This window comes from Neobacillus drentensis NBRC 102427 (genome assembly GCF_001591445.1).
GTDB classification, from domain to species: domain Bacteria; phylum Bacillota; class Bacilli; order Bacillales; family Cytobacillaceae; genus Neobacillus; species Neobacillus drentensis.
The window spans coordinates 15,959-39,336 of record NZ_BCUX01000040.1 but is presented as its reverse complement, the minus strand read 5'-3'; the positions used below and the strand labels follow the sequence as shown (position 1 = coordinate 39,336).

The 23,378-nt window shown below is 34.3% G+C and carries 12 protein-coding genes; all 12 read left to right on the top strand.

Translation table 11 applies throughout. The annotated features are described in order from the left end of the window. The first annotated feature begins 15 nt into the window (after positions 1-15). The 12 genes from BDR01S_RS17890 to BDR01S_RS17840 all read left to right on the top strand — a co-directional run bounded on the left by BDR01S_RS17890 (position 16) and on the right by BDR01S_RS17840 (position 23,219). Positions 16-627, top strand: a complete 612-nt coding sequence (locus tag BDR01S_RS17890) for a hypothetical protein (protein WP_066255649.1) — start codon at positions 16-18, stop codon at positions 625-627. 102 nt (positions 628-729) lie between these two features. Continuing rightward, positions 730-879: a hypothetical protein gene (locus tag BDR01S_RS25460; protein ID WP_157413001.1), complete on the top strand. Its 150-nt coding sequence runs from the start codon at positions 730-732 to the stop codon at positions 877-879. Positions 880-958: 79 nt separating this feature from the next. Further along, entirely contained in the window at positions 959-1,756 is a 798-nt protein-coding gene (locus tag BDR01S_RS17885) for an MPN domain-containing protein (protein ID WP_066255646.1), read from the top strand. Between the two features lie 524 nt (positions 1,757-2,280). Continuing rightward, the gene (locus BDR01S_RS17880) at positions 2,281-4,110 is read left to right on the top strand and encodes an LA2681 family HEPN domain-containing protein (RefSeq protein ID WP_066255643.1); all 1,830 of its coding nucleotides are present in this window, start codon (positions 2,281-2,283) and stop codon (positions 4,108-4,110) included. 195 nt (positions 4,111-4,305) lie between these two features. Beyond that, the gene (locus BDR01S_RS17875; RefSeq protein ID WP_066255640.1) at positions 4,306-6,270 is read left to right on the top strand and encodes an McrB family protein; all 1,965 of its coding nucleotides are present in this window, start codon (positions 4,306-4,308) and stop codon (positions 6,268-6,270) included. Between the two features lie 5 nt (positions 6,271-6,275). Beyond that, entirely contained in the window at positions 6,276-9,119 is a 2,844-nt protein-coding gene (locus tag BDR01S_RS17870; RefSeq protein ID WP_066255637.1) for a nuclease domain-containing protein, read from the top strand. Between the two features lie 29 nt (positions 9,120-9,148). Beyond that, a complete protein-coding gene (locus tag BDR01S_RS17865) occupies positions 9,149-11,185 on the top strand; it encodes a hypothetical protein (protein ID WP_066255635.1) in 2,037 nt (678 codons plus the stop codon). A 579-nt stretch (positions 11,186-11,764) separates the two neighbouring features. Further along, positions 11,765-16,516, top strand: coding sequence for a P-loop domain-containing protein (locus BDR01S_RS17860; protein WP_066255630.1), 4,752 nt, complete (start codon positions 11,765-11,767; stop codon positions 16,514-16,516). A gap of 833 nt (positions 16,517-17,349) precedes the next feature. Beyond that, complete coding sequence (locus BDR01S_RS17855; RefSeq protein WP_066255626.1) at positions 17,350-18,855, top strand: hypothetical protein; 1,506 nt, start codon at positions 17,350-17,352, stop codon at positions 18,853-18,855. 3 nt (positions 18,856-18,858) lie between these two features. Then, positions 18,859-19,248 (top strand): hypothetical protein, encoded by a 390-nt coding sequence (locus BDR01S_RS17850; protein ID WP_066255623.1) that lies wholly within the window; start codon positions 18,859-18,861, stop codon positions 19,246-19,248. A 509-nt stretch (positions 19,249-19,757) separates the two neighbouring features. Continuing rightward, positions 19,758-20,006, top strand: a complete 249-nt coding sequence (locus BDR01S_RS25855; RefSeq protein ID WP_066255621.1) for a hypothetical protein — start codon at positions 19,758-19,760, stop codon at positions 20,004-20,006. A 105-nt stretch (positions 20,007-20,111) separates the two neighbouring features. Next, positions 20,112-23,219 (top strand): CorA family divalent cation transporter, encoded by a 3,108-nt coding sequence (locus BDR01S_RS17840; protein WP_066255619.1) that lies wholly within the window; start codon positions 20,112-20,114, stop codon positions 23,217-23,219. Positions 23,220-23,378 lie beyond the last annotated feature (159 nt).

The following is a 23,378-nucleotide window of genomic DNA, read 5'->3' as shown; positions in this document are numbered from 1 at the left end:
ATAGGAGGTAATATCATGGTAGATATCGAAAGAATATTGTCTTTGCTTTCGGAGAAAAGACCTGTTTTTCGGTCTGAGAGGGATTTCCAAGAGGCTTTACATAATATATTAAGGGCAGAGGGTCTAAGACCAGAAAAAAACAAGACTATCAACGGAATACGTGTTGACCTTTGGATTGAACAGGACGGAAAAGAAATTGTAATACAATTGCGCCACAAGACTAAAAAACTTTCTGTTGAGGTAAATGGTGAGAAATATGATCTTAAAAATCATGGTGCACAGGACATAAATCGGTATGATTTTTTAAAGGATGTTAAATCGATAGAGAGATTATGTTTAGAAAATCCTTATAGAATGGGATATGCTATTCTATTAACCAATGACCATTTGTATTGGCAGCAACCTGTAAAAAGCAGATCAGTAGACGAGGATTTTCTTCTTTTTGAGGGAAATTGCCTTTCAGGGGAATGCGGCTGGAAAGAAGAAGCAGGGTATGGAACCACAAACGGGCGGGAAAATCCTGTTTATTTGAAAAGTGTACATAAGATGAAATGGAAAACTTACTCAACTTTCCCTGCCAGCAATTCTGAGTTCCGATATTTATGTGTGGATATGTTAGGAAATTAATAATACCATTTAAGTACCAAATCAACAGATTACCTAATACATATAAGCGACTTATAAGGAATTGGTTTGACAGATAAATTGGCCGTTGCAAATAAATGGTCTTTGAGTAGCCCTGAATATCCGACGCTAGAGAGAATGGTTATAATAAGAAATTTGACAGGCGGAGAAGCCGTTGCCAAAGGAGGAGTTGCCCAATGTCTTGCAAGTACGGATCGATGCTCAGACCAAGGACTCTTATTTGGCCAAACATAATCAATATAAAACCTTGTGTGTTTAAGTATTTGTAAATTGATAGAGTGTGAAAATATTAAGATATAAAGGAGAAATGATGATGGCTCAGCAAAAGAACTACTTGGAATTGGTTCAAAACACCTTTTCTACTATTATTTTAGATGCAATTCAATATTTTCCGGAGAATGTCAAAAAGGTACATTCCGAAACAAGTGGGCTGTTATTTGGTTTAGATAAAGGGGAATATGCAGAATGTGATTATATATTTCCAGTTGGAAGTGTGGCAAAGAGAACAAAAAATTCGGTCCAAACCAATCCAAAAGTGGAAGCAGCCTTAAAAGCCTCCAGACAATTATTTTCAACATCCAATTTTATTGGAACTTATCACAGTCACCCATATGAAGAGTATTTCTCAGATTGGGCATGTCCGAGTAATGGTGACATTTTATATTCATTAACGAACAAGTACCCATTTGAAATCATCATCGCCATAACCAGAGATGGAAAAGAAAACAAACCGCTAACGATCAACATTTATGAAAATGAAGGACTAGAATTTTTTAATAATGAATTATACGATTCCCACAGCGGACCTAAAACGAAAAAACTTGGGTACAAGACCTCTTATATTGTGGGAGAGTTTCAAAAATATAAATTTGAAATCAGGGCTTACCAATTTACAGGAAACTCTTTGAAGGATATAGATCTAGAATCGTCAGAAGTAGCATTATTTTCATTATTAAATGAAGAAAATATTAATCTAGCCAATTTATCAGAAGAGGATACGTACAGTCTACGGAAAATGGAATTCAACTTGCGGACGGAACAGGATCATCCTAAAAGTGATGAGAATATAAAATACCATCTAAATAAATTGAATAGATTTCAGACAAATTAGTTTCCAGTTCGACCCTCACTCGGAATTTTTTGAAGAAAACGAGTTAAATTTTATTACGATAAAACACACACAAATATTGATATATCAATGTCTGTGAGTGTTTTTTATTTTAGGGAAAACTGATGAAAAAGGTTTTTGACTAGCAATATTAAAAAATAATCCATACATATTTGGTGATAATGTCTAAAAAAGTCTTTTAAATGCGTTCATTGTTTTTATTCCTATTTTTATTGTACGGTGGATGCTTCGTTTTTTGTCGGTCTAAAACCCTCAGAATGCTTTTTGGCATAACCCCAAGTTTTGTTAAGGGTTTTTGTATTATTTTTAAAGTCGAAATCCTTCATTGTTAGTCCTACTATACTCGCGCATTTTTGCCATTTACTCGCAGGGTCTTAAAAAATGGGACCAACAAAATAGTGGTTTTATAATCTTAACCACTATTCTTGTTATTTTACTGAAAATAGTGTTAATAATGATTATAAAGAATATAGACAATAGAATGATTTTTCTTTAGGAGTGATAAAATGAAGGGAAGAAACCGGGTACCAAAAATAAGCCCTCTAACTGAGGAACAGCGTTGGGACAATATTTGTGAAATTGCAGCAAACTTAAGTAACTACAATGGATATCAACTTAATACGTTTTTTGATAAGTTACAGTCATTTTTAAAAAACTATCCTTATAATGAAGATTATTATAAAGAATCCATACGGTTTATGAAGAAAGTAAAAAATAAATTCATCTCTCATAGCCGTTATGCTTATGACAAAGCACAGCTGGCATTTAAAGAATATAAGTTTCTTGATCCACAGCTACAAGAGGACCGAATCAAATACAAGGAATCCTTCTATACTATATTACTTGAAACCCGAAAATTAATAGGATACTTAAAGAGTGAAGAAGCAAGAGAAGATATCTTATTTGACCTTAATCGACATGAACAGAGTGCTGAGTTGCCATTCTTAATAGAACCAACAAATAGAAGGTCATCGCGCCGTGTATCATCGATTAGGGTAGGGATTAATGTTAATGATATTGAGGATTCTGAGGAAGACGATAAGGATTTAGTGTCGGTCCTTATTGAATATGAAATTGAAAGCTTAATACCAAAGTTAAGAGATTTATATGCTCTTGATGCAAGAATCTGGGACACGATCCGAGCCGATAAGGAAGAATATTACGAATGGATGGATGATCCAGAAGTGGACATTCAATATAAAGCCGGCTATGTTAAAAGCTTGATGCACTGGCTACCGTTTCTGAAATTACAACATGATCGAAAACCATATCATATACTTCTAGAGTGGATGGCAGGTGTATTGGCGGATTCCAAGGATATTGCTGAACGGTATTTAGTAGGGTCTAATCATTTATCCTTTGAGCAAGAATATGGTTCGATTAGGGAAGAGGCACTAGTAGGAAAGTATATTCCTGAACAATTATGGATTTATTTAGATGCTGAAGCAGAATTAATGAGCAAAATGTATGACCGTCAGGGCAATCATTTATTCCAACCATTAATTGAAGCCATTAAGGAAGAAGGGCTTGAAGATCAGCTGTTAAATTCTTATACATCACCACCGCCGGTTTCTCTTGCAGAAATAGAAGACGGTCCTTACCCTTCAGAGGAAGAAACGTATGAGGAGTGGTGTTCTAAAAAGGAAATATACCTTTCCCTTGTGCCGTCATTTCATTCTCTTTATCCTAGCAGTGACCATATTGACGTATCATTCTTATCTGGGGAGCGAAATGAATATTTTAGCTTCTTATATAAATTAATGAAGCATGAATTTATGATTATCAGACAGTTCTTTTTCGAGTCCTCTAAAGGCTTCGAAACGAGTCCAGATGATAAGAAGGGTCTTTTTGTGGAAAGAATGAAACAATGCTACCTGCAGTCCTATGGGCTTTTTGACCGAGTGGCCACGTTTATTAAAGAATACTATGAATTGGAAGTTACGCGGAATGATGAAATTACCTATAAAAAGATATGGTATGAACAACATGGAATCGGTTATGAAAACATTAGAGAGCCGATTAAACAATCAATGAAAAATAATCCGTTCCTACAGACTCTTTATAGTTTGTCACGAGATCTTTTTTATGAAAAAGATAATTGGAAAAAAGTGGTGGAGGGTGAATCGAATTTTGATTTTATTCGTAATAAAATTGCACACTCCTTCATTCATATCAAGGTACATGAAAATGAGCCGTCCTCCCCGAATGGCAAGGTCGTTTCGATTACGATTAAAGAATTGATTGATAAAACAGAAGCCTTACTGATTCGGGTCAGGGACGTGTTGGTTTACTTAGTCTTATTTTTACTGGCGGAAGAGAAAGAGGCAGCGAACTAATGATAGAGTCCCCATCCTTTTAGGTGGGGACTTTCTTAATCGTAATAATAACAAAAGTAGGAGAAAAGAGATGCGGAGAATTTCATATTATTGCATAATAAAAGAAGTTACATTTTACGAAAAAATAAGACCGCCGTTAATTAAGCTAGGTATTAGTTTATCTAAAATAATATATAGGAAATTTGGAGGTACAACATGGTAGAACAACTACAAAATACATCAATGGACCTACTAGAATATTTGGATGAGTCTTATGAAGAGAGAATTAAATTTTGGGAGCAGTTTGTAGGAAATAATGACCTGCGCTTATTCGGCAAAGTCCACTCTATAAAAGAAAACAATTGTGAGATTATTAATCCTATGGTTATAGACAATAACAAGCATCTGATTCCATTGAAGTTTCCGTTTGGGTTAGATTACAAAACGATACTTGGAACTCTCCCTGTAACCAAAGAATTAATGGATAAAAAGATTGTCCAGGGGGATTACGTCTTTTTTAATCTTGACCTATACGGTGGGAAAAAGGAAACTGAACCACACTTAATTAAAATAAAAAGAGACACAGTTACGAAAGCAGAATTGTTTGACGGTTATCTTGATGCTTTACTGGATGCTTATCCCGGAGAACAACCCAAACTCAATGATTTTGCTGTTGATACTAAAAAGAAAATTGTATATTTAACAGAAAACAATAAACCCTTTTTTAACAAACTAATAGAATATGATATTGAGAAAAAACGGAAGGAATTAGCATATACAGAGGATTTAATAACTGTAAATCAAGGTAAAATCTCAGATTTAAAAGTAGACTATGAAAGGAAAGAAGAAGATCTAAAGCAGCAATTACAGTCAGAACAGCAAATAATAAAAGCAACATTACAGAAAGAAATTGAAGAGCTGGAAGAGGTAAAAAATAAGTTAGAGACTTTTAAGTTATTTACGGCAAAAGGTAAATCCCAACCCATGATTTCACAAGAACAGCCAAAAAGAAAGTTTGATCATCCATTAGAAATGCTCGAGCATGTAAAGAATTATTTGTTAACCGATGATGAAAAGCCATTGTATTATGATGCCCATACATTACTGCAATTTTATACAGGATTACGAACCGACCAGCTTGTTGTGTTAGCGGGGAGCCCAGGCACAGGTAAAACTAGTTTAGTTGAAGGGTTCGCAAAGGCAGTGAATGCCGAACTGCGTATTATCCCAGTTCAGCCGAATTGGATGGATAAAAGCGACCTGTTAGGTTTCTTGAATCCAATCGAAAAGACTTACGTATCAACTCCTTTCCTAGATGCGATTTTAGAAGCAAAAAACAATCCATCGAAACTCTATCTTATCTGCTTGGATGAGATGAACCTGGCTCATATTGAGTACTATTTCGCAGAATTCTTAAGTAAACTACAGACAGACCGGAAGATTCAGCTTTACAGTGAAAATTTTAAATTCGAAATAGAAGAAGAATTAAGTGAACGTTATTTTTATTTTCAAGAGAAAGTAGCCGATATGTCATTAGACGCTTATTTAGCCTCACAAGGGCAAAATGACATAAATAACTATTTTCAAATGAAAAAACAACTTTATTTTATCCAAACTTATCAACCCTTACTTGAAATCCCTGAGAATATTCGTTTCATTGGTACGATCAATAAAGATGAAACAACTAAGGACTTAAGTCCAAAGGTTGTAGACCGGAGCTTCTTAATGAAGATTGACCCTGTTAACGAAATCGAAATGGAAGAGGCACGTAAAAGTGTTCTTATACTAAATATCCCTCGCGAACAAGTTGAGATTTCGGTTGAGGATTTTCATGTTGAAAACGGTGAGAAGAGTGAAAGAGAAAAAAAGAAATTTCATACAATGAAAGAGCAGCTGCGTCGGTATAACTTGCACTTAACCAACCGGTTTGACCGTGCTGTTAACCAAATGATTGGTATAGGGCTGCTTGAGCCTAATGATTTACTTGATATTGTGGGTGCAAGTTTAATTTTGCCAAAAATTAATACAGACAGCTATGATACCGATTTGGACCAACTCATGTCCATACTGCAATCCTTTTTTAATGATGGAACAAAACGTTCCTATTCAGTATTAAACGAAATGAAAATCTATGATTCTGGCAGCAGCAATAAATTGTCAGCCTTAACCTATTGGAGGTAAGGCAAATGAAAGTCAAAGCTTTGATGGCCAAATTTATTCTTGATGAGGAACAAGTTCAGATTCAAAATGGAAAATTTGTATATAAAGACGTGATTTTTCTTGAAAATCCCGAACAATACCCAGAATTGGTAGTAGGAATTGAAAATCGCCATAAAACATTTGTCGCGCAGAGCCATTTCCGAGGAAAGGAAAGAGGAAGTTACTTTTATGTCCTTGTGTTTCAATTAACAGACCTTGAAGTTGATGAGGACTCTCGTGATTTTCAAATCAAGTATTCTCCAAAGAAAGAAGAGTTGGAGAAAGAGTTATATTATGATGAAAAACGGCAAATTTTCTTCGATCAACCGAAGTTGAAGAAGGGCAGAGATAAAAAATGGTTATATTCCAATAGTTTAGATAAGGCTGTTTTTGGTTCAGTGAATGCCGGTGTGTTTTACTTTAATGTTTACAAAAAAAGGTCAACAGCGCCGGTAACTCCTAATTTCTATAAAGCATGTATCCTGCCATCTTCTCTTTCTTTTGAAAAATATCAGGAAATGCTTAATGATATTCTCAATATCAGAAGAGAGCTGGTCATGGAACAAAACTCTTCTAAACAGTCGATACAGCTCATGTGGAAGCATACATTAGAGGATATAGAAAAAGCCGTTGAACTGATAAAGAGCCCATTACAAAGGATTAATCAACTTCCAAAAACGAAAATTGAAGAGACTCTTATGAAGGTACCGATTCGCAATATTAAAAAGTTCAATTCGAAAACGGTAATGAACCTTTTGCTAAATGAAGGAAATGTAAAATCAATTTCTTCACAGCCAACGGAATCTACCGATATCTATGAAAACCAAATGATTTATTTTGCGTTATCAGAACTAAAAAGGTATCTGGAAGATTCAGAGACGTATATTTTTAAGGAAAGCCTCAATAAGAAATTAGAAATTGATGACCAAGTGGAGCAATTAGTTGAGCAGTATGGGGTCAATAACTTAACAGACTTAGAGGAATTGATTGCTGATTCTAGCACGAATCCTTTTTTTAAAGTGAATTATTGTCGAAATATGTTTAAGAAGCTTCGTCAGCGAAACAGCGAGGACGAAACAATTGAAGTGATTTTTCAAGTTGCCAAGTACAGTAAGAATTTCACACCTAAGATGAGTTTTATCCATAATCAATTAATGACAACGATTAATGGTTCACAGTTTGATATTGTGAATCGTGTTTTTCCGCTTGACTTTATGTTTCATAATCAGAAATTAGAATATCGTATTATGGAGGAAAATCGAAGAGTTGTTCACATTAAAGGGCGAAAAGTAGACCTAAAACTTATTACAGCAGATTATCGGCAGCATGTTTTTCTTTTATACAAGTTATTTGAACTTAATAACCAAAGTGTAATGAACATCCATGCAGTTGTGAAGAAAAACTCCATCCAAGATGATGACCCCCTAAGGGGAAATCAGGCTAAAAACCGGAATGGTGAGTATTATCCAGATACCTACGAATATCCGATCAGCATTGTAGAATTGAAGAGTATTAATGGTTTGGAAGTACCGAAAGCGATTACTCAATCAGAACTTGAGTCTTGGTTTAATCAATATGGAGTCTGGGAATTCAAAGAAGAAATTCGTAAGCAGATTAACAGTTTAAACACAAAGCAGATTCAAACTAATAACCAAGTAGAAGAAATTAAAGCCTGCAATGAAAAGGTAAGAAAACTAATAGATAAATTAGATGGATATTTACAACTTCCTGTTCTAGGTGGTGTGACAAAGAAAAAAAATCGTTGGAAGCTCACTCAAATTTTTACAAATGATAAGAATTATTCCGTGGTATGGAAAAGCTTAAGAGAACTCAATAAGAAATATGAATTCACTTCCGATTTTAAGGAAACTGATTTTATCGTAAAAAAGACAGACGAATTATATGAATATTGGATTTTGATTCAAATCTTAAAGATCTTCCATGATACTGGCTGGAAAACAACAACTGGACGTTCTTTTAAAGACGTAATTGACCAATTTCTAGATGGTAGAAGGATGGAAAAAGCAAAGGCAGGGAACTTAGAAGGTTTCCGTATTAAAATGGAGCATAACGGAAAGAAACAGACGAATCACCTATACAAGGATGGATTCGTCGATATTGAGAAACTTGAAGTAATCATTCATTTTAATGAATACATTGCTGGGAAAAAACCCGATTATGCCTTTGAGTTGACTGTATTTGCAGGAGAAGGGTATCATCAAAGACGGATCACCAAATGGTTTTACCTGGATGCCAAATATCGAAATTATCAGGAACAAAGTTCACATTATGGATGGTTTCACGATATTAACACTGTGGCCATTGATCATTATTTAAATTATTTCCATGCCCATGATCATCCATCACATGCATCTTTTCTCATCCACCCGGATGTCGACAATCGCTACCAGTTTTTTGGCGGCTATTTAAATCATACGATGGCACAAAACTTTCATAGAGTTGATCAGCTTTTTGATCGCAATCCACGGCAAAGCTTTGGTTCAATATCCTGTATTCCGGGACAAATTAGAAATCTGAAAGCATATGTAAAAATGATGATTGAATATCATTTTGTTGAACAAAAGACTCCGTTTATATGTTGGGAGTGCGGCAGTACCGACACTGACATTCAGCATAGAGTGATTCCTGGGAGTCAAAACATTAAATTCCATATTTCATGTCATAGCTGTGGTGAGTTTTGGGTACGAACGCATTGTGATAGAAATGGCCATAAACTGGTTAAACACCTTCGTGACAACTATCATAAAGAAGAATTTGAACATTATCCGTGGTACGTAAAGTGCCCGGTTTGTGATTTTCCAGATTCGTAGATTCATATAAAATTTTTGGAGGAAAGAACATGCGTCTCGAACTTTGGCTGGATGAAAGCGGTGATTTCGTCAGCGATCACAAAACCTATCTGAACCCCTCTCTAGTAGGGGGCGTATTGATTGAAAAAGGAAAAATAACCGAAGAAAGCGCCAGACAGATTATTGGAAAAGAGTACATCCATTTTAATGAGGAAAGCGGCAATGAAAATCTAGCAATGCTTGAAGAAGTTCGAAGGAAAAATGGGGAATTTGTTATTTTTCAAAATAAAGAGCGGGTTAAGATCATTGACAGTGATACTACTTATTTAAATGTCCTCGCAGAAGGCATCATTCAGCTTTTACTACGCTTGTCGGCGATTTATGGTGATTTTCAGCTTGATATAATAGTAGCTACAAGAAAGAATATTGTAAAAGGATACGGAATTCTAGTGAAAGAAGAATATGAAAACAGATTAAGAGAGAGAATTATTGTCGGACTAGCGCGGAAATTCCTAACACGTAAAAACAAATGGAATTATCATATTCATTTTGATGATGCCAGAACCAGTTCAAGGTTGATGCTGTCAGACGGGGTTTGTAATACCTTCTTAACCAAAACCTCATCTAAATTCGATAACAATCAAAAAAAGCGAATTGATGAACTGTATAATCAATTATACATTTTCTCTTTTTTCGAGAATTCCGTGAAGAACGAAATGGAACGCTGGTTGGCAGAAGGCAATATAAGTGACGTTATTTTTGAATGTTATCTTGATTCAAATAAGGACTTTAAGGAAACCTATCTTCCGATTGCCATTAAGCACCTATGTGACTTAGACGAGTATGGACAGAAAATCCAATTGCGGTTCATCTCGGCTAAAGTCGATACGTTTATAAAAATTGACCGAAACTATGAGTTTATTCGACCTGTGTTAATTGACATGCAGGAAGAACTCCTGCCGTTGTTAAGTGAAAGTGGGATAAATATACCAGAGTTTAATCTTGATATCATTCTCTATCTTTACTCCTTGTACACTCATGAAGGCAGTATGAAAGCAAAGGATCAGGACGCCCTTTTTATGAAGCAGCTTGCATATGTAAAAGATGTGATGACTAAATTTGAGTATTTTAATCTATACAAAATTCGCAGGGCGGTTAACCAAAAAAACTTAATGGAAATTACCGGGTCTATTCAAGATTCTACCAAGGCGATTACCATCCTTGAGGAAATGATGCAGCTCCTTGAAATTGTTGATGAAGAATCGCCAAGTGCCTTAGAAGCATCACAAATGTTTGAGATGCTAGGAAAAGCATATGGGACAAGAGGACAAGGATATTCAATGCTGATTCATGAGGACCCAGCAAATTTGGAGAAGGCAATCTATGACTTTGATCATGCATTAAATCATTTTACACTCGATATTGATAAGGAAAGGCAATTTCTTTACAAAAGTCAGGCCTACTGTGAGGGGGACAAATTTCACCAAGCCATCCATTTCCTTTATCAGGCATGCAAACTAACACCAGAAACAGATGGGTTTCGCTGCCTATTGGCAACATTGAAAGAGGACGAAGTGTATAAGGTGATTTTTAAATATCATTCGTATTTTAAAATCATGGCTGCTGCTAAATGGAATGGTGCAGACGCATTAGCAGACCAAATGTATGAATCGTTAATCAAGGAAAATATAACGGTTGAAGCCTTGCAAGCGAGCTATCGTTTCACTCATCCGTTGCAATTTATCTTTTGGAATATGGCTACTTATCTCTACTGTAAAGGGAAGGACAAACAAGCTGTTAAATATATAAATACGGCGATTGAAATATGCGATTCTCACCTAAGCGGGGTAACCATGAAAGTCATCCAGCTCGGTATGTATGCAGAAAAATTGCTTATGGCACATAAAAAAGGTAATAAACTGCAAGCCGAGCAAATTAAACAAGAACTAGGTCAACGGATTGATGCCTTAAAAAAAGTTCCTAATGCTGAAATCATTTTTGATTACTTACTGGGGATTCAAATCGTGGATTTGGCTGATGAACAGAAGATAATTCAGTTAATTAAGCTGACTCGGTGTATTAACTAATGGTTTATAAAAACACTTCAGAATGACAGAGATTATCCTATTAATATGAGACAATAGAAAAAATACCAAAGCTACCTGTTCCCTATTAAATTGGGACAGGTAGTTTAATTTTGTCTGAAATGAAAACTTCAGAAAGAGAAACAATATGTATTTTTTAAATATTCAACGGAAGAATGGCATAAAAATTCATAGTCTTTTACATAATATCCTCAAGTTAATATGAATAAAAGGCTTCTATATTATCTAGTATTCAGAGACAAATGGTCTTTATTGTTTAATTGGATCATTTTGTCAAATCAAGTAAAATGAGTTACACAGTGAGTTTACAGACTATGTGCACTGGTTTAACTTAACTGCTAACACACCCATGGTACCTTAGATTATTTAAGTCAATACAAACTTTCGCACTTTAAGAAAAATATCTAGGTTAGTGTTAAAATCCAAAGAGTGTTGTCAAATAGGTAGTTAAATAAAAATGGTAGTATGATTTCAATAGATTTATACTTTATAATTAGTACTATAATACTAGGAAACAGGAGAATATTCCTCATGGTTTCCTTGAAAGTAGGAGGCAGCATTATGGAACCCATACATACCCAACATCCCCAAATCCAAAGAATGATTAACGAGTATAAAAGCGAATTAAATAGCCAATTTCGTAAAATTCATCGATTGATAGATTTATTTGAAGTGGTCGTCAAAACCTATGCTGTTTCGTTGATGGGATATTATTTTAAAGAACGTGAGGTTAGTGATGCGGTTAAGGCCATTATCGCAAGGTCCATTGAGCGTCCTGCTCTTGGCCATTGGCAATTATTTAGCAGAACCATATTTTATGATTTGATTTTCCCTCGTACCCTAACACAACCCAAATACACGCAATTATACAAACTGGTTAAAGATATTGAGAGACTTTATCAATATGATTCACAATATAGACAATATCATTTAATGTACGAAAAATTATTTAATGATAACTTTGGTTTGGTTAAAGGTGCTGTGAAGTTACGAGATGTGTTAATTGAAAATGAAAAGGACTATTTAATGGAGATATTTTATCCTCATTTTTATGGTGATTTTCATTCTTTTAATATAGCAATCGACCAACCTGAAAAAGATTATTTATCAATGATTAAACTGAGAAATAAATATGCACATGGGGCTGTACCATCAGAAGAAGATTGTAAAGCAGATATTGAAAAATATTGGCCAGTGTTATGTGGAATGTTAAATTCTCCATTTTTTCAACAAACAGCAATTGTTGTATTCGAAAAAGGCAAATGTTTGTCACATATAGATGGCCAAGAATGTAGAGTGGCCCCGTATAAAAAAGAACTATCAAATGACCGCCCTTATTTAATTGATTCGTACGGGGAATATATCGATTTGTTTCCATTGCTGTTTTATTCAGACAAAATTAAAGATCAATCCTCTTTATTATTCTTTAATGATTTACAACTAAAGAAGCGTAATTCCATCATATCGCAATTGCATTATCCAACAGCTTCCCAAGTAAAAGATGACCAATCCTATGCAGATTTTGAGCGCATTATTAATATTGCGAATTGGAAGAAGACTGCAAGCCCTTGGATGGATAAGTTTATCTATTTGATTGATTATTTATTAGCAGATTTTGTTGGACGTAAAGATGAGTTAAAAAAAATGACAGATTTTCTGAATAGGGAAAGCGGATTTTATATCATGCAAGGAGAACCGGGTTCAGGAAAATCTGCTCTTGCTACACGCTTTGCTGAGCAATTAAAAGGTCAGCACCAACATGTTTGCATTGAATATTATTTTAAAAGAGGGAATGAATATAATCATATTCAGCATTTTTACAAGCAATTGAAGTCGGCACTCGAACCATACAGCCAGGTGACATTTGATTACCATCAACCGCTGGAAGAACAGCATACAAGTGTGCTGCTGCTGATAAAAGAAGCGAGTGAAAAGTTAGCAAAGAAGCAAATAAAACTTGTGTTCATTATTGATGGGCTTGATGAAGTAAGTTTATCCAATTATTTATTACTGCCATACCAAGAACTACATAATCTATTTGTTTATTATTCATCTAGAACGACCAAAGACGTTATCAATTTTGTACGGCACATTGAAGGTCATAAACTTGAGCGCCCGTTGGAAGGGCTCCAAGAGGATGATATTCGCGCGCTGTTATGGAAAATGGTTAGTAAATATGAACTTGATAATGATTTTTATGTAAAACAAATTAAAGAAACAGCAAAAGGGAATGCATTATATGTAAATCTGCTTGCTAAGGCAATTGCCAATGGGGAAGTTCCTCAAAATGATATTAAGAAGTTGCCGCAGCGTATTGAAGATTTTTATAATAAGATGTGGAATCGCCTGGCTAAGACGCAACAACCGAAAAACTTTTTGATGTTTATCGCAACAAGTGGGCGAGCTTTAACAGAACGAGAATTAAAAGAGTTACTTCAAGATGATGTTCAAGAAACAGCGGATGAAATATTAGAAGTTCTGACAATCAATAATGGTTCCTATTATTTATTTCACGAGAGTTTCCGAGAATTTTTAGTTGATACCCCCAAATTAAAAGAACTTGTCATTCAAGCGCATGTTCGGCTGCTGAAATACTGTGAAAACTTTGAGTCAATCGTATTAAACTATGAAACGAAATCGCATTATCCATTACAGTATTATAGCTATCATTTAGCAGAATTATATAAAGTTGCTGAATATCGAGCAGATATGCGTCGGCAATTCATCCAACTTGTTCAAAATCAAGCATATTTGAATGCGCAACTAGAACATACGCAGACGCTGGAATATACCATCCAATTATTCAGTTTAGCTATAGAACGGTGCGACGACATCACATTGGTAAAATCATTAGTAACACAAATGAAAAAAATGTTAGCGAATATTGACGAGATTGTATTGGAATTATTGCAAGATCAACCAATTTCAGATGAGGACTCCAAAAGGTTATTTGCTTATATTCCACTTCTTACACCTGAAAAACAACAGGTTGTCTACATGTATATCCTGTATTTATTTGTTTATGAAAAACAATATGATTTGGTCCTTCGAGTCGTTGAGCAGTTATCTAGACCAACTGCAGTTGTTGATTTGACAGATTATCTCTCTAATATTCAGTTGTTTCGCTTAGAAAAAGAAACAAATTTGAATTTAGTCGAATTAAAACAGCGAACAAATTGCCTGGACTACGAGGAATTGCTTCTTAGTATTAATTTTGAAAGTTTGAGTGAAGTCATTTTAGTCGAGCGATATTTCCATGATATAGAGCATGAAAAAGTAACGTTACCGGTTCGGATTGATTGGATTTTAACTTGTATTGAGTATGGTTATGTTGATTTAGCTGAAAAAGATTTACTAAACGTCGAATCAATCATTTTAGAGCATGCTGAATATGAAAAACTACTATGTGATGTCATTTATGCACATTATGTACTTGGACATAACGAACAAGTAAACTTCTTACTTGCAAATAATATTGATACAATCGTCCGAAATCGGGTTGGTCAAATGCGTTACCCATGGCCGAAGCCTTTATATGAGAAATGTGTCATGCTGATTGAAGATGAGGATAGTAAACGAATAATGGAAAAACTTTTCGAACGGCGAATAAAATTAAGGGAAGGTCGTTCATTTGATGGATTCTTCTATTCAGAGGAAGACACCACAGAGGATGTTGAATATAGTGAGCGAAAGTATGATCGTGAGTATCATCAAGAAAAGGGTTGGTATACGGTAAGACGACTTATTGAAGAAGAATCTCCAAGTACATCGTTTAACTATATCTCTGAATGGTTGCCACAGATTCGTAGAAAGCCACGCAATGATTTTGCATACGTCATTCGTCTGTTCTTTTCTCAAATGTATATAGAACAAGGTTTGCAGCTTCTAGAAGAGGAGTTAGTTCATCTCTTGGAGGAACAAAGAGTTGCTTCTATGACAGTGAGATATAACAAGGAAACGAAACTGGATTATTATTTACACACACGCAACAGCATGCAGGTTAACACACTTATTGGTGAGCCAAAATGTCTTCCACACTTTTTTACGGTGGATTATATACGCTATTTAGATAATCAACAGTTATCTATCGAGCCTTGGTTAAAATTACTCCAAGAAAAAAACATATTAAGCACTTTGTATGGGTTTGGTGTAAAGGATCCATTAAAGAGAGTTAAATTTACATTAAGAAACCATATCGAGGATCTCATCGTTTATTTTGCTTCTACAGACCGTATAGAAATAGCATTTCAATTACTATCGGCTATTACGTATAGACGTTATGATGATTTTCTGCCATATCCAGGTTGGTTACAGAGTCCTTTATTTGTATATGAGTTAAAGAACCATGCTTTAACAATGGGGTATGAAGACTATTTAAAATCCTCTGAGAATGAGAATGAAGTCGTCTTAGGGTGTAGCTATTTAGCTATCCTTACAAAAAATGAGGAGCTGTTACAACCTATTTTTGCTTTAGTCCATTCTTATGAACGATTAGTTGAGAACAGGAAAATCAGCAGTAGATATTCACTTCAGAAACTGCATAGACTGAACCAATGTTACAATGCGCTCGCTGGTTACTTTATTCATGAGAATCAGTGGGATAATGTAGAGTTCACCTTGACTTCTATTAATCAACTTAATCAGCAGGCTTGCAAACAAATAAATCCAATAGATGTACAGGAATGGCAACAACAATATGTAGAAGTTGAATGGAAGCAAAAAAAGTGGATGGTTCATCTGGAGTTATTATATATGCACAGATTCTTGCCGCTTGTATCTTCTAAAGAGGAACAAAGTATTGTGCAAAATCAAGGCATCATCGACCACCACTTCAAAAGCATGTTAGCTTATTACAAGAAAAAGCAAGATAAAGCAATGATCAAAGTGCTATTACAGACGGCCATGCAGTCGATTAATGAAGAGGTCTCTTATAGTTTAATAGTGATGAACAGAAATACAGAAATCACACAATTGATGAAAGAGATTGTTCAATTGGAAGATTTCCCGCTCATAGAGGAATTGTTTCAAAAACTTAAAAACGAACGCCTTAGAGAACAATGTTTACAAGTTATTGCCAGCCACCATTTCAAAGCAAGTAGATTTAAAGATGCAGGTCCACAATTAGGATTATTGTTGAAGTCACTTCCGCTATCCTATAAGGAAAAAACGTATTATGCACAGCAATTAATTACCGTCTTATTTAAATATAGAAAATCTGGGAAAAGAATAATTTATACTTGCGTGCCTTACTTGCTGCGAAATATCGAATCCTTAAAATTGGTTAGTAAAGTATTAGATGAAGTTGAATTATAAATGTGGTCATGCAGAGGACTGACTTTGATGGTAAGGAGAGAAGACTCTAAGCCCAGGTGAATCCACTAGGAGAAATCTAGATCAATGGTGGCGTAATCTACACACAGTATATTAAGGAAGGGAACGTAGGCTTATGAGCTTTTGTTTATTATGGAAAAAAAGCTTTGAACCCAAATTTTCTTTTTAACGCTGAACTTCCATCGACAAGATTATTTCTAGATAACAGGTAAAAGTCTATTTGTTGCACTTTTAATCGAACGATTAAAGGGCATTTCAACGGTAAGCGTAAATTAGCCCTCCCCTTTTAAGAGGTCGGGGCTTAAAGTATTATTTAGGAAACTTGTTAAAGGTAACGCAGTTAACAGGGAAACGACGGTGACCAAGGAAGTAACTTATCTAACTAAATGTGTTTAATAAGTAGAGACTAAAGCTGAAAAATGGGGAGTTGCCAATGGATATACCAAGGAAAAAGTTTGGATACGGCAATGAATCTTTGTACAAGAAGCAAAGGAAATATTCTTAAAAGAGTAATATAAAGAATCTTATGTAATGCCTTTATGTGGGGGAAAGTATAATGATAATTTTCTTAATCTAGATATCAATAATGGTGATATTTTTTTATCTAATTATGGATAATTTTTATTATACTATTAAATATTGTCAGTATAGAAATGAAACAAATTAAATTATATAGCGGGGTTTTTATGAGTAAGAAAAAAAGCAAGCGTAAGCCAAAATTTGTAGGGCAATTAAAGAGTAGAAAAACAATACATTAAGAGTATGAAAATGAACCTTTAAAACAAATTTTTGATAGTTATGTTGGAATTTCCCCATTGGTAAAAGATTTAACATTTAACGAACGCATTGAATTGTATCTCGACTTATATTTAATTGACAATTCAGCTCCAGTGCCAAAAGGAAATCAGCAACCACCAAATTATTATATGTTTAGTCGTGCTATTGTACAGGATTTTCCTAAAGACTTAACTGAAGATAAGTTGATAAAGAAAAATTTTGTGTTATTTATTAAGATGCTTACTTATAAGAAGGAAATGAATGAAGCGTTACCTAAAGAAATAACAAATAAGAAATTTCTATCAAGCTTTCATAAGTATAAATTACTATTAGGATATTTTATACATTACTCGCAATACATCCTAAAATATCGTACTAATAAAGATGAGATCACAACACAACCAGTGCCGGAAGGTTTAAGGGACCAAATATTTTATTACCTTAAACGGAAAGAAGAGTATGATGCATTCAAATCTCTAGGTAAAATGCAAGCTTCTAGTTCCACAGATGAAATACTATTTCTAGAAGGATATGCATATTATGAAGTAAAAGAATATGATAGATCATTAACATGTTTCCAGGAAATAAACCCTAAAAGTAGATACAACGAAAAGGTAAAACAAATAGAACTTGAGATATTTGCTTTCAAAGGTGATTCAAAGCAGATGATGGATCAACTTGAATTAATATCTAATAATTCAATTAGAATATCTAAGACTTATTATAAATACCTAATGCAAAAGCTGATTCTTTCAATTGATGCAGTAGTAGAAATTGACCAAAAAATGTTAAGGTATGAGGATTATCAATGTATAGATATAGAAGATCGGACCCAAGATCATGAGCAATTTTTAATTAGTTCTTGTTATTTAATTGCAGATTACATTGAACGAGATAAGGAAAAAAGTATTCAATTATCTGCAGCGGCGCAATTTAAATATGATCAGCAAACGATTTCTCAAGAATTATATGAAGAAGTAGATGACCGTCTAAAAATCGCCATAGAAAACTACACGGACTTCTCATCAAAAGAGATACAATCTGAGGGATATGAACTGCCCTTACTTAAATATTTGTGGCAGCCATCTATTTCGTTAACACCCGCACTAATTTTAGAGGGATTTCGCTTGTGCTATCGCCTCAATCCTGAACTCTATGTGGATTTGGTTGTTGCTTTTATGAATTTAATCGTGGTACAGCCAAGAATCATTCAATATGAAATCATCTTACTTGCTTATACAGAATGTCCTGAATCAAATATTACCTTAAAAAAAGGTTTGGAAATGTTTTTAAATACATTTCCAGAATTTAAAGAAAAGAAATTAGAGATTCAAAAGAAAATGGATCACATTCAATGGCTGTCGTTTTTATCCCCGATGGGTAAACAAGCATGGCGTTCAAGTGAGAATTTGTATCTATACATGACAACACTTAATCATAAGTGGCATGATGCGGGTATGCTCTGCTTAGGCTACTTTAGAATAATTGAGCTAGAATTCAATGAAAAGCTTATTAAGCCAACTGTACAAAAATTAGAGTTTTAAAAATTGAACAAGGAAATTGAAAAATTAGAAAAGGAGAAGATAAAAAAGATTTGGAAATCTACGGTAAACAATTTATTATCCGTTAAGAATGGTGTAAAAAGCGGTGTAGAATTAGGGACACTTGGTTTCATGTTTGGCAAATTAGCTAGTTCGAGATTTGAAGGGGATGATTTTCAAATCAAGACTACGTTGTTTGAAGCGATGAAACCCTTCATTAATGAAAAAGGACTAGTTGCACTTGAGACAGGGGAGTTTTCAAATGTAACAAATACTGAGTTATTAAAAAAATATCGTAATCCCCCAGCACATGGACAATTTGTCACTTTAAAAAGAGCAAAAGAATCAAGGGAGTTTGTCATGAATGTATGTAAAAATTTGAGTGAATGGTTTTAGAAGTGCTCATAAAATAATGTTTGTCATTCTTTTTTAAGATTACAATTTTATATCATAACATTTAGGGACCATTCCAAAGTCAATTTTCAATTTACTTTGGAATGGTCCCATATTTGGAAAAGGAAATAGGTTAAGAAGGAGTAATTGAATATAAACGTTTTATTTATAAAATGGATAAAGTTTTAAATAGACAGGAGTGCAAATGGATATGGAAAAGAACTATATTACTTGCAACAGGGCTCTTTCTCATTTTCCTAGAATAATCTCTTTTGTTTTAATAATATTATTTCCTAAGAGATTAAACTAATAAACTACTATATTACGAATTAAAATGTTAAGAATTCACAGTTATACTATTGAATTAAGATAATCTGGATACACAAAGACAACTTGTTATTATCCCCATCATTGACTGGAAAGAAAAAAAGAGATTCTATTTGATTATCAATTTTACGATCCTGGCTCAGTGGTAAAGGTAGAGGATAATCCAAATGAATTGGTCCTAACGCATGAAGAAAACGATTTTTATGATTATTATGAAAGATTTTCGGGATTATTTTCTACATGCTCACGATAAAGAGTTATCACCAATGCCAGTTAATTTTAGAGTTAGAACTATGAGGGCACTTAATAGATACTTTTATACAAAAGGTTACTTAAATACACCAATCCATGAAAACTTTAAACCAGTTAAAGCACCTGAAGATACATTGGAATCATTTACGCAACTGAAACAAAGAACCTTTAACGGTGATTGATACGCTGAATATAGCTTGAAAAAACTATCATTCCTTTCTACATATCACTATTGATATAATAAATAGTATTCTATGAATTCAAATTATCTTTAAAGGAGTGAGAATGTGGAACAAAAGGTCCAAGATATAGCAACTGTACTCCCATCATTGACGTATCGCATTGAACCATTTACATATACGACACCTTACGAACAACTGGATCAGATCGAAGAGTGGCCGGGGTTCGAAGTGCACCAAGGGTTAGAGAAGGATTATTTTCATCCAAATGCCAATGATGTATTTTTTTCAAAAGAAGAAAACTACCGAACAATAGCCAAAGTATTTCGTGCTAAAAGTCCGCTATCAATTCGTATGATGCATGAATATTTCAGAGAACCTGATACCATAGCTGAAAAAGACAAGGAAAAACCAATCCGACAGACGATAGAATTGGATACGGATATAAATCTTAATAAAGTGAAAATGGCGTTAGAACTTAAATATAAGGTAGGCAATGAAAAAAAAGAAGCTTTGCTGACATTTCAAATAGCAGGGCTTGATGTAATTTTAACAAAGTATCAAGTAGGGTACCTAGTGTATCATTTTGAAAAGGTTGAATTAGAGGCGATTCCCGAACGGATTATCACCTATGGTACATATAATCCGGATGTGAAAATGGAGGAGAAAAAACAGAATCAAAACCAAAATAGATCCATCCCGTTTGATTTAACAGACTATGAATTTGCGATGTATTATATGCGCAAAATGAGTCAATCAAAACTGACAGGTCCCGTTCATGTTCGCATGATTCTTCCACAGGATCAAACGCTTTATACAAATAAAGTAAAGTCTTTACCGAAAGACCAAAAAGCAGCGATTCAAAAACCACCAATCAAACCGTTATCATTTAAATGGCTGGAATTTACACAAAGTATGATTCGTAGATTGCCTATCGAAGCGGTTTTTATGCAAGAAAAAGAAAAGCATAATGAGGATAAGATTGGTAATCAACGTGTGCAGCTCCTAACATATGCTACTGTTGAAACGAGTACAGATCAAGTTGATGATATTGTCGAGAACACATTGTACCGTGTAGCGAATGGCTATAATGCTAAATACCGAACCATTGTGAGACCAGGGGATATTTTGCACACTTTTGAGGATACGTGGTGGAGTGGAATGATTCGTGGAATGGCGGGTTTTAATGTCTTTAAACCATCATTGCAATCCAATCGTAATTTTTTAACAGGTGATTTTGGTACCAAAATAAAAATCAATTACTATTACTTATATATGCTTGTTTTAACACAAGTGGATGCTCTTCGTTATGTTACGGATAAGAAACTTGAATTATTGGCCGAAGCAAATCATGCCTATTATGGTGAAAATCTCGAAGGTTTACAAAATGAAATAATCCGTATGAAGGAAGAAAATCGGAATATTGAAAAGTATATTCCAAAATTGATTGAGGCACCGATTGCCCAAATTTTGCATTATAACTTAATTTATAAATCATTGTTTGAAAAAAATGATATTACGTTTCAACAAAACTATCTAAAAGAAGTTTCAGCAGATGTTGATGCAAAGCTACGAGACTGTGAAAAAAAGTTTGAGAAACAAACCGATGAATTAGAACCAAATGTTACAATTCAATCCATGAGTTTGTACCGAATTGAACCATTTTACTATAAATGTTTATTTAATGAACTTGACCTATTTGATGGTACAAAATATCACTCCGGACTTAATAAATATGAGGTTTATCCCCATATCAAGAAAATGCTTTTTACTGATCATGAAGCAACGAATGTTCATGCAAAGGCGTACCAAATAACAGATTTCCAAGCCTTCGGACTATCGCATTTTCAGCAACCACAGAAGAAATTGCTGAAAGCTCAAGGTTATGAAGCAGAATTATTATTTACGATCAAAGCCATCGATCTAGTCTTGACGAAAATGAATGTTGGCTTCCTAGTGTATCATTTTGAAAATGTGTCCTTAGTAGAAAGTGGTGAAATTCAGCCAATAACACCGGAAGTATATGAATGGTTAACGTATTACGTTAGTAAAATAGACGAAGACAAACTAGAGGTACGTAACTCAAGAGAAAATGTTGGGACAACGTTTGAAGGAAATGTTACATGGCCAGTACATGATAACATACTAGGTCATCTAAAAAAGAATGGAACACCACCTGTTCTGAAACTTGTTGATCAACCGGTGTTGTCACGCTGTTATATATTCACGACTACAGAAGCAACCATGGATAATCAATTTCCTTGCCAAAAACAGAAAGCAACGTATCAACTTAAAGAAATGATCTATCATATTACGCATGATTTAGAAAAAGAGAATCGAGTAGCATTTAATGAGGATGGGGTTAAAGAGCTGTTTCAACAAGTGTATTGGTGTGTTTCAGAAAAAGGATGTGCGAATGTATCTTTATTGATAAACAGTAAAGAAAATGAAAGCTATTACTTTATGTATATGTTTATCTTAATGGAAACGGAGGCATTGCGTTATCAATTGATGGTCGTTAATCGTGAAATTGAAAATGCTGCTGAAGTGCTGTCATCGGATTCACTAGATCAAGAGAAGTTACGCGTTTATATCGATTTACGCAATAATATCATCGTATCCCAACTACAAGGCATTCATGAAACGATTTCATTAAACCCGTATTTTAATAAATTGTACAACTACATTCTGCAAGAAAAGGGGCTACTTCAATTACAAACGGAGCTAAACAAAAAGTTACAAACCTTTTATGAGATTATTCATACAGCAGAACAAAAATTGGTGTTGAAAAAAGCAGAGGATCAACGTAAAGAAACAGAAGGCCAAAACCGCATTATTCAAACGGTAACTTATTTATTATTACCGGCTACATTAACGACTGGTTTCTTAGGGATGAACATCCCTTTTATTGCGGATAGTAATAACTTCCTTTTTGCTTATGCATTAGGTATGGTGATTATAATCACGGCCTCTTTATCACTTAAAGAAAACCGTAAAAAGGAAAACAAAACAGGCAAAGCGTATTTCTCCGTCCAAGCATGGATTATCTTTTTTACTCTTCTTGTGCTAGGATGCATTGGCTTCTGGCATTACAACGTAGCTAAAAATAATACAAAACAAGTAGATGTAACCTCCGAAAAGTGTACGGTACAATTACTGACAAAAGATGACTCTTCACCTGTGGAATATATAATAGTTTGTGAGAAGGAAGAGTAAGGATAGTAAGTTTTTATTATTATTCGATCGCTAAATCAATTTCAAAACTATCAATTAATAAGGGTAGGAAAAATTCAGATCATTAGGCAACCGTTCAATTTTTACATGAGGAGAATAATCAAGGGTATAAATCGAAAAAAATACCATGGTGTGTTCCAG